10 protein-coding genes are annotated in these 12135 nt (G+C 67.5%); 6 read left to right on the forward strand and 4 right to left on the reverse strand.

All coding sequences use genetic code 11. The annotated features are described in order from the left end of the window. Nucleotides 1–547 precede the first annotated feature (547 nt). Both xseA and queG read right to left on the reverse strand, forming a co-directional pair. Nucleotides 548–1888, reverse strand: a complete 1341-nt coding sequence (xseA, locus tag AC1DKR_RS20265) for an exodeoxyribonuclease VII large subunit (RefSeq protein WP_442250844.1) — start codon at nt 1886–1888, stop codon at nt 548–550. Between the two features lie 45 nt (nt 1889–1933). Next, the gene (gene queG, locus AC1DKR_RS20270; RefSeq protein ID WP_312110664.1) at nt 1934–3004 is read right to left on the reverse strand and encodes a tRNA epoxyqueuosine(34) reductase QueG; all 1071 of its coding nucleotides are present in this window, start codon (nt 3002–3004) and stop codon (nt 1934–1936) included. A 23-nt stretch (nt 3005–3027) separates the two neighbouring features. Here queG and AC1DKR_RS20275 point away from each other — a divergent pair, with 23 nt between their 5' ends. The 6 genes from AC1DKR_RS20275 (at nt 3028) to AC1DKR_RS20300 (ending at nt 10572) form a co-directional block, all read left to right on the forward strand. Then, nucleotides 3028–4512 carry an NAD(P)H-hydrate dehydratase gene (locus tag AC1DKR_RS20275; protein ID WP_394196598.1) on the forward strand — a complete coding sequence of 495 codons (1485 nt, stop codon included), beginning with the start codon at nt 3028–3030 and terminating at the stop codon, nt 4510–4512. Further along, a complete protein-coding gene (gene tsaE / locus AC1DKR_RS20280) occupies nt 4509–4991 on the forward strand; it encodes a tRNA (adenosine(37)-N6)-threonylcarbamoyltransferase complex ATPase subunit type 1 TsaE (protein WP_025876369.1) in 483 nt (160 codons plus the stop codon). Before AC1DKR_RS20275 ends, tsaE begins: the two co-directional genes overlap by 4 nt. An 82-nt stretch (nt 4992–5073) precedes the next feature. Further along, nucleotides 5074–6651, forward strand: a complete 1578-nt coding sequence (locus tag AC1DKR_RS20285; protein ID WP_478034816.1) for an N-acetylmuramoyl-L-alanine amidase — start codon at nt 5074–5076, stop codon at nt 6649–6651. A 128-nt stretch (nt 6652–6779) separates the two neighbouring features. Then, nucleotides 6780–8681 (forward strand): DNA mismatch repair endonuclease MutL, encoded by a 1902-nt coding sequence (mutL, locus tag AC1DKR_RS20290; protein ID WP_478034818.1) that lies wholly within the window; start codon nt 6780–6782, stop codon nt 8679–8681. 11 nt (nt 8682–8692) lie between these two features. Further along, a complete protein-coding gene (locus AC1DKR_RS20295) occupies nt 8693–9622 on the forward strand; it encodes a DUF1684 domain-containing protein (protein WP_363732543.1) in 930 nt (309 codons plus the stop codon). Nucleotides 9623–9624: 2 nt separating this feature from the next. Beyond that, entirely contained in the window at nt 9625–10572 is a 948-nt protein-coding gene (locus tag AC1DKR_RS20300; protein ID WP_363732545.1) for a TraB/GumN family protein, read from the forward strand. 81 nt (nt 10573–10653) lie between these two features. Here AC1DKR_RS20300 and phaR read toward each other — a convergent pair whose 3' ends face one another. Together phaR and phbB are read right to left on the reverse strand one after the other, a co-directional pair. Then, entirely contained in the window at nt 10654–11199 is a 546-nt protein-coding gene (phaR, locus tag AC1DKR_RS20305) for a polyhydroxyalkanoate synthesis repressor PhaR (RefSeq protein ID WP_478034886.1), read from the reverse strand. Nucleotides 11200–11377: 178 nt separating this feature from the next. Next, nucleotides 11378–12118 carry an acetoacetyl-CoA reductase gene (gene phbB / locus AC1DKR_RS20310; protein ID WP_223495807.1) on the reverse strand — a complete coding sequence of 247 codons (741 nt, stop codon included), beginning with the start codon at nt 12116–12118 and terminating at the stop codon, nt 11378–11380. Nucleotides 12119–12135: the final 17 nt, after the last annotated feature.

Raw genomic sequence — 12135 nt, forward strand, 5'->3', positions numbered from 1 at the left:
GTTGCGGGGGACGCTGCAAGTACGTCCCTGTAAGCTCGGTCGCGCCATCCATGGCGCTCACGCCCCCGCAACCGGACCCACCCCGCCTTCGACAGTTTTCCGCAATCTGTCTGGATGGCGTGGTTTGCTATTGGTAGGTGTCGACCTTGGTCGACAGTAGATCCACGCCATGCGTGGATGCTTTTCGTCCCGATTTCGAAATATTCGATCTCGATGGAGATGCATCCACGGATGGCATGGATGTGCCAACCGCCACCGGGAAACTGTCGAAGGTGGGGCGGTGTCGGATTGCGGGGTGTCCGCGGCATGGGCCCGAGGCATGCCTCGGGCGGGTTGGGCAGGACGCCCAACCCCGGTCTTGCCGTGTGCGCAGGACAGCGCACACGAGCAAGACGCGGCCAAGCCCCCACGGACGGGTTCACGGCGTCCCCGCAATCCGACACTGCCCCACCAAACCCACAGATGGCTCAGAGCCGGCTGTTGCATTTGACGTTGCCGTTGCTTGAAGGCCTCGGCGGGTGCAGGGCGTAGCCCTGCCGAACACCCCTTACTTGACCGCAGTCACCTGTACGTCGATCACGCCGTCGCCGACCCGGGCCTGCAGTGCGTCACCCGGTTGCACCTGCTCGATCCGGCGCACCAGCGCGCCATCGTCTGCACGGGTCACGATGCTGTAGCCACGCGCGACGGTCGCCAGCGGACTGACCGCTTCCAGCGAACGTGCAAGGCCGCGCAGGCGCAGCGCATCACGCTGCATCAGGCGCTGCAGCGCCGCTTGCGGGCGACCGCCCAACGCGGCAAGGCGACGTCGCAGCGCCTCCATCTGCTGCTGCGGATGATGGCCCCGCAACACTGCAGCGGCGTGGCGCAAACGGGCTGCGCGACGCTCCTGCTGCTGGTTGTGCGCCGCATGCAAGCGACGTCCGAGGTCCAGCTGACGACGGCGCAGCAGATCCAGTCGTGCCTGCGGACTCTGTGCGTTCAAGCGCAGCAGGGCGCGATCAGCGCGCTGCATGGCCTGCTGCATGGCGTGGCGTTGCAGCTGCACCATGCGAGCCGCGTTGCGGCGCAGGCGCAGGGCCAGGTCGCGCTGATCGGGTACCAGCAGTTCCGCGGCCACCGATGGCGTAGGCGCGCGCAGGTCAGCAGCGAAATCGCTGAGACTGAAGTCGGTTTCGTGACCCACCGCCGAGACCACCGGCGTGCCGCTGGCGGCGATTGCACGGGCCAGGGCTTCATCGTTGAACGCCCACAGGTCTTCCAGCGAGCCACCACCACGGGTCAGCAGGATCACGTTGTAGCGGCCGCTGGCATCGGCGGCCTGCAGCAGGCGGGTGATCTGCGCGGCAGCGGTTGCGCCCTGTACCAGCGTCGGCAGCAGATCCACTTCCAGCAACGGGAAGCGGCGGCCGAGCACGCTCAGCACATCGCGCACGGCGGCACCGGTGGGCGAGGTGATCACCGCCAGGCGCTGCACGTGGGCCGGCATCGACCGCTTGCGGGCCGGGTCGAACAGTCCCTCGGCTTCCAGTCGCGCCTTCAGTTCTTCGAACGCGCGACGCAGTGCGCCTTCGCCGGCTTCCTCCATGTGGTCCAGCACCATCTGGTACTCGCCACGGGCGTCGTACAGAGTCACCTTGCCGCGCACCAGCACGCGCATGCCCTCGCGCGGCACGAACTTCAGGTATTGCGCCTTCATCCTGAACATCGCAGCGCGCAACTGCGCACGCGCGTCCTTCAGGGTGAAATACAGATGGCCGGACGCCGGCCGCGCCACGCTGCCCAGTTCGGCTTCCACCCAGATCGCCGGGAAGCTGCCTTCCAGCAGGTCGCGCGCCAGGGTGTTGAGCTGGCTGGGGGTGAGGACGTCGTTGTTGCGTGGCTGCATGGTTACGGCGTGGGGCAGATGGAGCAGGGGGTTCAGGATCGCACGTCAGCGCTGGCCGTGCTGGGCCAGTGCCCATTGCACGTGTTCGCGGACTACGGGTGAAGCATCCTCGGCGCGCGTCTGCAGCGCCGACAGCGTCTCTGCCGTGGTTGGCGCATTGCCCAGCGCCACGGCGATGTTGCGCAGCCAGCGCTCATGGCCACTGCGGCGGATCGGGCTGCCTTCGGTACGGCGCAGGAATTCAGCTTCGTCCCATGCGAACAACTGATCCAGGCGTGCGGTGTCCAGGTTGTTGCGGGCGCGGAAGTCAGCCTCGTCGGTGCGCTTGGCGAACTTGTTCCAGGGGCAGACCAGCTGGCAGTCGTCGCAGCCATAGATGCGGTTGCCGATCAGCGGTCGCATCTCCACTGGAATCGCACCGTCATGCTCGATGGTCAGGTAGGAGATGCAGCGGCGCGCATCCAGCCGCTGCGGGGCGGTGATGGCCTGGGTCGGGCAGACGTCGATGCAGCGGGTACAGGTGCCGCAGTGCGCGCTGGCCGGCGTGTCGATCGGCAGCGGCAGGTCGATGTAGATCTCGCCGATGAAGAACCACGAGCCGCCGTGGCGATCGATCAGGCAGGTGTGCTTGCCGATCCAGCCCAGCCCCGCGTTGCGTGCCAGCGCGCGTTCCAGCACTGGCGCCGAATCGACGAAGACGCGGTAGCCCAGCGGCGCCACCTCATCGTTGATCTGCGTGGCCAGCTTCTGCAGGCGGTTGCGCATCAGCTTGTGGTAATCGCGGCCGAGTGCGTAGCGGGCGACGTAGGCGCGCCCCGGATCGGCCAGGGTCGCCCACGCTTCGGTGTCGTCCCTGTGGCTGTAGTCCATGCCCACCGAGATCACCCGCACGGTGCCGGGAAGCAGTTCTGCCGGGCGCGCGCGCAGGGTGCCGTGGCGTGCCATCCAGTCCATCGTGCCGTACAGGCCCTGGCCCAGCCAGTCCGCCAGGTGCGCCTCGTCCTCGCCCAGTTCGATGCCGGCGATACCGCAGCGCTGGAAGCCATGCGCGCGCGCCAGATCGCGGATGCGCTGTACGGCCAAGGCCGGATCGAGGGGGGCAGGGACGGGGGACATGTGCACCAGTATAAAATCCCCGCATGGCCAACCTCGCCGATCTGTTCGATTCCCGTGCCGCACGCACACTCGATGCCCAGGCCTCCGCGCTGGTGGGCGATGGTGGCTGGGGCCTGATGGCCCAGGCGGGCCAGGCGGCCTGGCAGAGCCTGCTGCAGCACTGGCCGCAGGCGCGGCGGATCGGCGTGGTGGTTGGCAGCGGCAACAATGGCGGCGATGGCTATGTGCTGGCCTGTCATGCGCTGCAGGCCGGGCGGCAGGTGCAGCTGATCGCGCTGCCGGGCAGCCCACCTTCCACGGCGTTGGCGCAGCGCGCCGCAGCGGATTTCAGATCCGCGGGCGGCACCGTCACTGATTTCAACGGCGAACTGGCCCAGGCCGATATATGGGTCGATGCCCTGTTCGGCCTTGGCTTCTCCCGGGCACCAGACGGGGCGGCACTGGCCTTGATCAAGGCGCTGAACGCGCAGCAGTCGCCGGTGTTGGCGTTGGACGTACCCAGCGGTGTCGACGCCGACCATGGCTGCGTGCCGGGCGCAGCCGTGCGCGCGGCCCTGACAGTGCAGTTCATCGTCGCCCACCGCGGCCTGTACACCGGCGACGCACTGGAATACACCGGGCGCAGGCACCTGGCACCACTGACGCTGGCCGATGTGGCCTGGCAGGGTGTCGTCGCTGCTGCAGAGTGCTGGACGCAGTCGCGCCTGCCCGATCTGCTGCCGCCGCGCCGTGCCAACAGCCACAAGGGCGAATCCGGCCATGTGCTGTGCGTGGGCGGCAACCACGGCAGCGGCGGTGCCATCGCGATGGCCGCCGAAGCCGCGCTGCGCGCTGGTGCAGGCCTGTTGAGCATCGGCACCCGCCGGGACCATGTCGGCCCGCTGCTGGCGAGGTTGCCTGAAGCGATGACGCACGCGCTGGAAGATGGCTCAGCGCTGCCCGCGTTGCTGGCAAAGGCCAGAGTCGTGGCGATCGGCCCGGGCCTGGGCCAGGACGAATGGGCGCGCGCGCTGTATGCACGCGTCCTGCAGTCAGGCCTGCCGCTGGTGATCGACGCCGATGCGCTGAACCTGCTGGCGCAGGATGCGCATGCGCTGCCCGATGCGATCCTGACCCCGCACCCCGGCGAAGCCGCGCGCCTGCTGGAAACCAGGACGGCGGCAGTCCAGGCCGATCGCTATGCCAGCGCGCAGGCGCTGGCCGAGCGCTATCACGCAGTGGTGGTGCTGAAGGGGGCGGGCAGCATCGTCGCCGCGCCCGGCCACGCACCGCGACTGATTGCGGCCGGCAATCCGGGAATGGCGGTAGGTGGCATGGGCGACCTGTTGACCGGCATCATCGCCAGCCTGCGCGCGCAGGGCCTGCCTGCGTTCGATGCGGCGGCAGGCGGTGCGCTGCTGCATGCCCTGGCCGGCGATGTCGCCGCCGCCGACGGTGCCCGCGGCCTGCTTCCCACTGATCTGCTGGCGCCCCTGCGGCGGCTGGCCAACCCGGAACGTTCCCGATGACCGAATTCTTCCTTGCTGACAGCAACGCCACCGAACTGCTGGGGCAATGGCTGGCAGCCACCCGTCCGCCGCAGGCGCTGGTCGAGCTGCGCGGTGATCTTGGCGCCGGCAAATCGACCACGGCGCGCGCGCTGTTGCGGGCGCTGGGCGTGCAGGGGGCGATCCGCAGCCCCACCTATACCCTGGTCGAGCGCTATCCGTTGTCCAGTGGTGGCGAGGCCTGGCACATGGACCTGTATCGCATCGGCCAGGCTGGCGAGCTGGATTTCCTCGGGCTGGACGAGGGCAGCGCCGTGCTGTGGCTGGTCGAATGGCCAGAGCGCGGTGCCGGTGCGCTGCCGCCAACCGATCTGGTGGTCGCACTGGAGATTGAAGGCCAGGGGCGTCGCGTGCGTCTCACTGGCATCAGCGACACGGGGCGTGAATGGCTGCAGCGGCTTCCCGAAGGTGGCGACTTGCAGGCCCTTTCTGTCGGCTGACGAGAACAAACACCGGCAGGTTACGGATTATTAAGGAAAAAGGTGTTGCATTCCGTTCAGTGCGGTGATTGAATCCTGAGTCATGCGCCCGGGGAATCGACTCATTGCCATCTGTGCCGCCGTCGGACTTGGTCTGGCGAGCGTCAGTGCGTGGGCCGGTGAGGTCCGCCAGGTGCTGCTGAATACCGGTTCTACCGGAACCCGTGCGGAAATCGCGCTGGTCGGCAGTGGCGGCTACAAGACCCTGTCGCTGGCCGGCCCGAACCGGCTGGTGGTCGATTTCCCCGATTCCAGCGCGGTGCGCAACCTGAAGATGCCGTCGCCGCAGGGCGTGGTGACTGCGGTGCGGACCGGGCAGCCGGTGCCGGGCACTTTCCGTGTCGTATTCGACCTGGCCGAGACGGTCGCCCCCTTCCGCCCGCAGATGCAGCGCGAAGGCAATGAATCCAAGCTGGTGATCGAGTGGCCGGGCGATGGCCCGGCCGTGGCCGCCAGTCGCCCCGCAGTGACGCCTGCACCGACGCAGCCGCCAGCGGCATCTTCGGTGAGTCCGGCTGCGGTCCCGGGCCCGACCCCGGCACAAACCGCACAGTCCCGTGGTGATGCCGCGCGAGCCACTGCGCTGTTGACCGCGCAGGTCCAGCAGCAGGCCAGTGCCAGCGCTGCGGCACCCGCCGCGCCGACGCCGGCGCCGAGCACCACCCCGGTGCAGATGGCGGCAGCGGGCACCACCGCCAGCAGCACCCCGACCTCATCGCCGGCAGCGATCCTGGCTGGTCAGGCCACCACTGCGGTGGTGGCCACCCAGCCGAAGCCGGTGCCGACACCTGTTGCGCCGACCGAGTCGCCGCGTCCGACCATGCCCAGCGATGCCTCGCGCATCCGCATGCAGCCGGGCATGCGTCACCTGGTGGTGGCGATCGATCCGGGCCATGGCGGTCAGGATCCGGGCGCCATCGGCCCGACCGGCAAGCGCGAGAAGGATGTCACTCTGGCGGTGGCGCGTGAATTGGCTCGCCAGGTCAACGCTACGCCTGGCCTGAAAGCCTTCCTCACCCGCGACAGCGATGTGTTCATCCCGCTGCCGATGCGTGCGCAGAAGGCGCGTGCGAACAAGGCCGACATCTTCATTTCGATCCATGCCGACGCCGCCGAAAACCGCTCAGCCACCGGTTCGTCGGTGTATGTGCTGTCGACCAAGGGCGCGTCTTCGCAGCGTGCACGCTGGCTGGCGGATAAGGAAAACGCGGCCGATCTGGTCGGTGGCGTGCGCCTGCAGCAGACCGAAGGCACGCTGGCCAACGTCCTGCTGGACCTAGCCCAGAGCGGCTACATGAAATCCTCCGAGGACGCAGCCGGGCACGTGCTGGGCGGCCTGAAGCGTATCGGCAACAACCACAAGCCGAACATCGAGCGCGCCAACTTCGCCGTGCTGCGCACTTCGGACATGCCGGCGATGCTGGTGGAAACCGCGTTCATCTCCAACCCGGATGAAGAGCGCCGCCTGATCGACCCGGCCTACCAGCGCAAGGTCGCCGGTGCGGTGCTGGATGGCGTGCACACCTTCTTCAGCCGCCAACCGCCGCCGGGCACGTTGTACGCCGCGCGCGCGCAGGCCGAGATCGACGCCGCAAGCACCGTGGCGGGCGGCAGCAAGTAACCCGCTGGATCGCCCGCTTCCGCTAGAGCCAGGCCACGCCTGGTTGGCGCCGCGTACGGTGGATCTCGACTCTACCTGGCGCCGCTCCGCTATCATCGTGGCATGACGTCTGCCTGCCTTGCTTGCCCATGAACGCGCCCGATCCGCGTCCGATCCGGCCGTTGCCGGAAATCCTGATCAACCAGATTGCCGCCGGTGAAGTGGTCGAACGACCCGCATCGGTGGTCAAGGAGCTGGTTGAGAACGCGATCGATGCCGGCGCCAGCCGCGTCGATATCGAGCTGGAAGAAGGCGGTGTGCGCCTGATCCGCATCCGCGACAACGGCAGCGGCATTGCCGCAGAGCAGTTGCCACTGGCGGTTTCGCGGCACGCCACCAGCAAGATCGCCAACCTGGACGAACTGGAAGCGGTGGCCACGCTGGGTTTCCGTGGCGAAGCGCTGCCGTCGATCGCTTCGGTCAGCCGTTTCACCCTGTCCTCGCGCCGTGCCCATGATGAGCACGGTTCGGCACTGCAGATCGAAGGTGGGAAGATCGGCGAGGTGACGCCGCGCGCGCATGCGCCGGGCACCACGGTGGAAGTGCGCGAGTTGTTCTACAACGTGCCGGCGCGGCGCAAATTCCTGCGCGCCGAGCGCACCGAACTGGGGCATATCGAAGAGTGGCTGCGCTCGCTGGCGCTGGCCCGTCCCGATGTCGAGCTGCGTGTCTCGCACAACGGCAAGGCCTCGCGTCGCTACAAGCCGGGTGACCTGTATTCGGACGTGCGCCTGGCCGAGACCCTGGGCGAAGACTTCGCCAGCCAGGCCGTGCGCGTGGACCACAGCAGTGCCGGCCTGCGCCTGCATGGCTGGATCGCGCAGCCGCATTATTCGCGCGCCAGCACCGATCAGCAGTACCTGTACGTCAACGGACGTTCGGTACGTGACCGCAGTGTCGCCCATGCAGTGAAGATGGCCTACGGCGACGTGCTGTATCACGGCCGCCAGCCAGCGTATGTGCTGTTCCTGGAGCTGGACCCGACGCGCGTCGATGTGAACGTGCATCCGGCCAAGCATGAGGTGCGCTTTCGTGACTCGCGATTGGTGCATGACTTCGTCTACCGCACCTTGAAGGATGCGCTGGCAGACACCCGTGCCGGCATGAGCGCGCAGGAGATCGGTGCAGGCGCGGTGCCTCCGGCCGAGGGCGGCAGCGCATCTGCGATGCCGGGGGCCACGGCCTCCAGCTTCGGCTACGTGCGCGGTCCGGCACCCGGCGCGGGGCAGGGCGGAAGTGGTGGCTTTTCCGGTTGGCGACCCCAGCAGCCGCTGGGCCTGCAGGTGGCCGACGCACCCGCTGCCTATGCTGCGTTGTATGCATCGCCTGCGGGTGCCGAGCGCGGTGCGGCACTACCGCCGATGCCGATGGAGAACGGACTGCCGGTCACCAGTGCCGACGCCGGGGTGCCGCCGCTGGGCTACGCCGTTGCCCAGCTGCATGGCATCTACATCCTGGCCGAGAACGCTGAAGGCCTGATCGTGGTCGACATGCATGCGGCGCACGAACGCATCGGCTACGAGCGGTTGAAGAATGCGCACGATGGCATCGGCCTGCAGTCGCAGCCGTTGCTGGTGCCGATCACCCTGGCGGTGGGCGAGCGCGAAGCCGACACCGCTGAAGCGGAGGCCGATACGCTGGCCGCCCTCGGGTTCGAGATCACCCGCGCCGGACCGGGCGCGCTGCACGTGCGCAGCATCCCGGCGCTGCTGGCCCATGCCGAACCCGAAGGCCTGCTGCGCGATGTGTTGACCGACCTGCGCGAGCACGGCCAGAGCCGTCGCGTCGCTACTGCGCGCGATGAGCTGCTGTCGACCATGGCCTGCCATGGTGCAGTGCGTGCCAACCGGCGCCTGACCGTGCCGGAAATGAACGCGCTGCTGCGCGACATGGAAATCACTGAAAGGTCCGGCCAGTGCAACCATGGCCGACCGACCTGGGCCCGTTTTTCGCTGGCGGAAATCGACCGCTGGTTCCTGCGCGGACGTTGAGGGGAGCACCGATGCGATTTTGGGGAATGGGCGGCCTGATGGCGGCCCTGTTGCTGGCGGCCTGCAGCCCGGCATCGAAGCCGGCGCCAGCCGTCGTTGAGGATCCGGCATTCGCCGCGCAGCAACAGCAATGGCGGGTGCTGCGTTACCAGGACCTGACCCGGGCCGATGGGTGGACCGCATTGGTCGGCCTGCACTGGTTGCAGAACCGATCGCACTTTGTCGGCAGTGGCGCCACCAGCGGCATCCGCCTGGCGGTGGGGCCGGCCAGGCTGGGGCTGCTGCGCCGTGAAGGTGACCAGTGGTGGTTCACGCCGGAGTCCGGCACGGATGTCACCCTCGACGGACAGCCTGTGCGCGGGCGTGTCCGCATGGATACCGACAAGGATCCGCAGCCGACCCTGCTGGCCTTCGATGGTGGCAAAGGCCAGCTCAGCCTGATCCGTCGCGGCCCGCGCGATGCGCTGCGGGTCAAGCATGCCGATGCACCCGCGCGCCGCGATTTCGCCGGCCTGCAGTACTGGCCGGGTGGCCCGCAATGGCAGGTGCAGGCGCGCTTCATCGCCCATCCACCAGGCAAGACCCTGCCGATCGTGGACATCACCGGCCTGACCACCGAGATGCCCAACGCCGGTGCCGTGGAATTCGATCGTGACGGCCGCAGCTGGCGGCTGGAAGCGATCGGCGAGCCGGGGCAGCCGCTGTTCCTGATCTTTGCCGACCGTACCAGTGGCCACGGCAGCTATCCTGCCGGCCGCTATCTGGATACCGATGCGCCCACCGCCGACGGCCACGTGGCGATCGACTTCAACCACGCCCACAACCCACCGTGCGCGTTCACCGCTTATGCGACCTGCCCGTTGGCACCGCCGGAGAACCGCCTGGATCTGCGCGTGGAAGCGGGTGAGAAGGCGTATCACCTGCCTGAAGGAGAGGGCTGAACATGTTGATGAAACTGTTGTTGCGCAGTGCCGTTTTTCTCGCTGCCTGCGCCGCCGGTCCGTTGGCCGTCGCGCGGGATGCGCCGGCCGAAGCCACGGCCGGCAAGCCGCCGGTGCCGCTGCTGTGGAAGGTCACCGGGCAGGGAGATGCACGCCTGTACCTGCTGGGCTCCTTCCATCTGTTGAAGCCGCAGGACTATCCGCTGTCGACCGATGTCGAGCAGGCCTTTGAAGCCTCGCAGCGCGTGCTGTTCGAGGTGACGCCAGAGGAACTGCAATCGCCGCAGATGGCCAGCCAGATGATGCAGGTCGCTATCCGCAAGGATGGCAGCGAGCTGAAGCGTGATCTGGATGCGCCGACCTGGCAGAAGCTGCAGGCGTATGCGACGCAGAACAAACTGCCGTTGGCCCAGTTGCAGGGCATGAAAGCGTGGTTTGTCGGTTTGACCATCACCGTGGCGCAGATGCAGAAGCTGGGCCTGGACCCTGAGCTGGGGCTGGACCGGCATTTCATGCAGCGGGCGCAGAAGGCGGGCAAGAAGACCGCAGGCCTGGAAGACATGTCCAGTCAGATCAACCTGCTGGATGGCATGAGCGTGCAGGAGCAGCGGCAGATGCTGTCCGAGGCGCTGGACGAAGCGGGCAAGGGCGATGGCCAGGCGCAGATGCTGCATGAGGCCTGGCGCCGCGGCGACGATCGCCTGCTGTGGAACCGGATGGGCGTGGAGATGCGCCAGAAGTATCCGCAGCTGTACCAGCGCATCAATACCGACCGCAACGACGCGTGGGTGCCCAAACTCCTGCCGTACCTGCAGGCCGGGCAGGGCGGCACGCTGGTGGTGGTGGGCGGCCTGCACCTGCTGGGCGGCGACGGCGTGGTCGAGAAGCTGCGCGCGAAGGGCTACAAGGTCGAGCGGGTGTGCTCGGCATGCAAGGCGAAACGTCCGTAGATCCACGCCACGCATGGCGGCGTTGAAAACAAAACGGCGCGCCCATGGCGCGCCGTTTTTGTATCAGCCGGGCCGATCGCCTCAGCGGCGGGTCTTGCCGCCGGTCCCCGCGCCACTGGTGGGGTCGCTCGGCTTGCCGGCCGCGCCGGTGCTGGTGCCCGTTCCGGTGCCACCCGGACGCGGGCCACCGAAACCGCTGCCCATGTTGCGCTGGAACTCCTGCCACAACTCCAGGTTGCGCTCGGTCAGCTGGTTCATCATCGCCCACGGCGTCTGCCCCAGCAGGTTGCCCATCTGCTGGCGGAACTGCTGCTGCTGGTCGAGGAAGACCTGCATGCTGCGCTCCAGGTAGTTGCCCATGAAGCCCTGCAGGGAATCGCCGTAGAAGCGGATCAGCTGGCTCAGCAGCTGGGTGGAGAGCATCGGTTCACCGTCCTGCTCCTGGTCGGCGATGATCTGCAGCAGGACCGATCGGGTCAGGTCGTCGCCGCTCTTGGCGTCGCGGACTTCGAAGTCTTCGCCGTCGAGGATCAGCTGACGCACGTCCTCGATGGTGATGTAGCTGGAGATCTCGGTGTCGTACAGACGGCGGTTCGGATACTTCTTGATGATGCGGGTCGCAGCCATGAAGCGGTACTCGTCACAGTAGACGCGCAGCATGGCGCAGTGCAGCAGCGGTTGCAACCGCCCCAGCCCCCGCCAGGCTTGGCTTTCCGTCGCCGGAATGTTGCGCAGCAAGGCTTTGCGTGCTGCGCAGCATGACCAACGGCAGGGTGCAGCACGGGCTTTCAGGCCCTGGCGCCGTTTACCACCCCATATGGTGGCCGCCGTTGATGTCCAGGTTGCTGCCGGTGATCCACGCGGCCTCTTCGGCTACCAGGAAGGACACGCCATATGCGATTTCTTCCGGCTTGCCCAGGCGCCCCGTCGGGATGTCGGCGATGATCTTGGCGCGCACTTCCTCGGGCACTGCCATCACCATGTCGGTGGCCACATAGCCGGGCGAGATCGTGTTCACGGTGATGCCGAAGCCTGCATTCTCGCGGGCCAGCGAGATGGTGAAGCCATGCATGCCGGCCTTGGCGGCGGCGTAGTTGGCCTGTCCGTATTGGCCCTTCAGGCCGTTGATCGAACTGATCTGGATGACCCGGCCCCAGCCGCGTCGACGCATGCCTTCGATGACCGGGCGGGTGACGTTGAATACCGAATTGAGGTTGGTGTTGATCACATCGTGCCACTGTTCCGCGCGCATGCGGTGGAAGGTGGTGTCGCGGGTGATGCCGGCGTTGTTGACCAGGATCTCGACCGGGCCCAGTTCGGCCTCGACCGCGCGGATCAGGCCTTCGGCGCTGGCAGAGTCGGAGACATCGCCCGGGAAGATCGCCACGTGGTAGCCGCGTTCGCTCATGGTCTGCTGCCAGGCGCGGGCCTTGGCCTCATCGCGGTAGTTGGTGGCGACGCGGTGGCCCTGGTCGGCCAGGCGTTGGCAGATGGCGGTACCGATGCCGCCGGTTCCGCCGGTGACCAGTGCGACGCGAGATGTCATGGAAAGCTGTCCGGATA

Source organism: Stenotrophomonas sp. 01N47, assembly GCF_056399165.1.

Excerpts from the sequence above, each read along its gene's own strand:
- xseA (WP_442250844.1), bottom strand. The coding sequence starts at position 1,888 with ATGCAGCCACGCAACAACGACGTCCTCACCCCCAGCCAGCTCAACACC.
- queG (WP_312110664.1), bottom strand. The coding sequence starts at position 3,004 with ATGTCCCCCGTCCCTGCCCCCCTCGATCCGGCCTTGGCCGTACAGCGC.
- AC1DKR_RS20275 (WP_394196598.1), top strand. The coding sequence starts at position 3,028 with ATGGCCAACCTCGCCGATCTGTTCGATTCCCGTGCCGCACGCACACTC.
- tsaE (WP_025876369.1), top strand. The coding sequence starts at position 4,509 with ATGACCGAATTCTTCCTTGCTGACAGCAACGCCACCGAACTGCTGGGG.
- AC1DKR_RS20285 (WP_478034816.1), top strand. The coding sequence starts at position 5,074 with ATGCGCCCGGGGAATCGACTCATTGCCATCTGTGCCGCCGTCGGACTT.
- mutL (WP_478034818.1), top strand. The coding sequence starts at position 6,780 with ATGAACGCGCCCGATCCGCGTCCGATCCGGCCGTTGCCGGAAATCCTG.
- AC1DKR_RS20295 (WP_363732543.1), top strand. The coding sequence starts at position 8,693 with ATGCGATTTTGGGGAATGGGCGGCCTGATGGCGGCCCTGTTGCTGGCG.
- AC1DKR_RS20300 (WP_363732545.1), top strand. The coding sequence starts at position 9,625 with ATGTTGATGAAACTGTTGTTGCGCAGTGCCGTTTTTCTCGCTGCCTGC.
- phaR (WP_478034886.1), bottom strand. The coding sequence starts at position 11,199 with ATGGCTGCGACCCGCATCATCAAGAAGTATCCGAACCGCCGTCTGTAC.
- phbB (WP_223495807.1), bottom strand. The coding sequence starts at position 12,118 with ATGACATCTCGCGTCGCACTGGTCACCGGCGGAACCGGCGGCATCGGT.